The 2,894-nt window shown below is 47.8% G+C and carries 2 protein-coding genes; both read right to left on the reverse strand.

The window, feature by feature from the left end:
* Positions 1–1,336, reverse strand: a 1,336-nt coding sequence (gene cpsG / locus J1785_RS01905; RefSeq protein ID WP_217218681.1) for a phosphomannomutase CpsG, incomplete at its 3' end; no start/stop codon positions are given.
* A gap of 14 nt (positions 1,337–1,350) precedes the next feature.
* Positions 1,351–2,772 carry a mannose-1-phosphate guanylyltransferase/mannose-6-phosphate isomerase gene (locus J1785_RS01910; RefSeq protein ID WP_217139454.1) on the reverse strand — a complete coding sequence of 474 codons (1,422 nt, stop codon included), beginning with the start codon at positions 2,770–2,772 and terminating at the stop codon, positions 1,351–1,353.
* Positions 2,773–2,894 lie beyond the last annotated feature (122 nt).

Genomic DNA, 2,894 nt, shown 5'->3' on the forward strand with positions numbered 1-2,894 from the left:
GCATTAATTTGGTATTTGCGCGGGATTCGACATTCAACCGTACAACCGGTTCTGTATTAGAGCTGCGGAGATTGAAACGCCATTCATCAAACTCCAGGCTGATCCCGTCAGTGTGATCGACATTTACCGCCTCGCCTTCATACATTGCCAGGACACGGGCAATGGATTCTTTCGGCTGCTGCAGGTAACTGTTAATTTCGCCTGAAGCGGGATAGGCAGTGATCCGGTCATTAATCAGCTGACGAAGAGATTTGCCTTTCAGATGCAATAATTCAGCGACCAGCAACCAGGGGATCATCCCACTGTCGCAATAATAAAAATCGCGGAAGTAATGATGGGCGCTCATCTCACCGCCATAGACCGCATCTTCCTGGCGCATACGTTCTTTAATAAAGGCATGCCCGGTTTTTGACATAACCGGTACGCCGCCTGCACCGGTAACAATATCAATGGTATTCCAGCTCAGGCGCGGGTCATGGATAATTCGTGAGTTGGGATATTTTTCCAGGAAGGCATCGGCAAGCAGACCAACGATATAATAACCTTCGATAAAATTACCGGCATCGTCGAAGAGAAAACACCTGTCGAAATCTCCGTCGAAAGCAATTCCCATATCTGCATTATGCTTAATGATGGCATCCGTCGTGTCCTGGCGGCACTCCGGTAATAGCGGGTTAGGAATACCGTTGGGGAATGTGCCGTCTGCCTCGTGATGAACCTTGATAAATTCAACCGGTACACCCGCTGCAATAAACCGCTGTTCGATAGCATCGACAACATGGCCGGCCGCACCGTTGCCGGAGTTAAACACCAGCTTTAAAGGACGGGTAAAATTCTCAAAATTGATAAAGCTGAGCAGCTTATCAACATACTCATCCAGCACCGAGGCTTTCTCATAGCTGCCACGCGAAGCCTGATCGACCGGCGCAAAGTTATTAGCCTCCGCCAGCGTCTGTATATCGCGTAAGCCAGTATCACCGCTGATCGGACGGGAATCCTCACGGACCAGTTTCATGCCATTGTAGTTCATCGGATTATGGCTGGCCGTGACTTCGATGCCACCGTCAAGGCACAGATAAGACGTCGCAAAATAGATTTCTTCTGTACCGGTTACCCCGATATCCACAACGTCCGTTCCCGCATCCTGCAAGCCTTTTGCCAGGGCAAGTTTTAATGCCTCACTGGTTAAGCGGACATCGCCGCCCAATACCATTTTCTTGGGTTTTAAATATTCCCCGTAAGCACGCCCTATACGGTAAGCAATATCTTCATTTAATTCGACGCCTAATTCACCGCGGATATCGTAAGCTTTAAAGCAAGTTAATGTATCTGACATATTTCATCCCCAAATTAACAGCGACCATAGTGATCTTTTATACGGATAATATCGTCATCTTCCAGATAGGAACCCGACTGGATTTCCAGAAGTTCCAACGGAATTTTCCCGGGGTTCTCTAACATATGCTGAGCACCAATAGGGATAAACGTGGATTCATTTTCAGTGAGCAAATAATTTTTATCTTCGAGAATGACTCTGGCGGTGCCGGACAAAATAACCCAATGCTCCGCGCGGTGATGATGCATTTGTAATGAGAACTGACCGCCCGGTTTCACGGTTATCCGGTTCACCTGATAGCGGGGTGCAGTCACAACATTATCGTTGCGGCCCCACGGGCGATAAGACTCACGGTGCAAACGGTATTCCCGCCTTTTATTACTCTTCAGATATTCGACGACTTTTTTAACGTCCTGCACCTGGTTTTTATCAATGACCAGAACGGCATCTTTGGTATTGACAATAACCAGATTATCCACACCGATTGCAGCCACTAATTTCTCATCGGTGTTGATATAACAATTCTTCGCATTATGGGTAAACACATCGCCATTGACGGCATTCCCTTCGGCGTTTTTATCATTCACTTCCCAAAGAGCCGACCAGGAACCCACATCATTCCATCCTGCATCTAACGGAACAACAACCGCATCGGTGGTTTTTTCCATCACGGCATAGTCAACAGATTCGTCCGGGCAGGAAATAAAAGACGCTTTATCTACGCGAATAAAATCCTGTTGTTCATCGGCATGCGAGGTTTCAATCGCTTTCTGACACGCTTCGAGTATATCCGGCCTGAATTTTGCCATCTCTTCAAGGAAACGTTTGGCGCGGAACAAGAACATTCCGCTGTTCCAGTAATATTCGCCACTTTCCAGATATTGCAATGCGGTGGCCAGATTCGGTTTTTCAACAAAACGCTGCACCCCAAAAGCAGGCTCGGCATCGCTGCTGAATTCTGTCCCGCGCTGTATATAACCGTAGCCGGTTTCCGGGCCTGTTGGCACGATGCCAAACGTGACCAGTTTCCCCTGCCCGGCGAAGGGTATCGCATTCTGCACGGCCCGATGGAAGGCATCCGGTGACTCGATAACATGGTCGGCTGCAAGCACGAGCAACAGCGGGTCAGAACCATTATCGATGGCACTCAGGGCGGCCAGGGTAATGGCAGGCGCGGTATTACGTCCGACCGGTTCAAGAATAATATTGTCGGAGAGTTGGTTTATTTGTCGCAATTGTTCAGCCACAAGAAAACGATGCTCTTCATTACAAATAACCAGCGGCTCAGAAACGTCCAGCCCTTTTAAACGGGTGACCGTTTCCTGCAACATGGAATTATCGCCATGCAAACGAAGAAATTGTTTTGGATACAGCTCACGAGACATTGGCCACAAACGGCTACCGGTGCCGCCAGCCATGATTACTGGAAGGATCATAATTACCTCGACGTAATAATTCCACGTTAATCTAAGAAAGATTAATGTCTTTAGCATTGGGTAATGCTTAGCTTGATAAACTTAAGATATGACAACCATACCAGGGAGCGTTTATATATTAT

This window comes from Rahnella perminowiae, from assembly GCF_019049755.1.
GTDB classification, from domain to species: Bacteria; Pseudomonadota; Gammaproteobacteria; order Enterobacterales; family Enterobacteriaceae; genus Rahnella; species Rahnella perminowiae.

Excerpts from the sequence above, each read along its gene's own strand:
- J1785_RS01910 (WP_217139454.1), bottom strand. The coding sequence starts at position 2,772 with ATGATCCTTCCAGTAATCATGGCTGGCGGCACCGGTAGCCGTTTGTGG.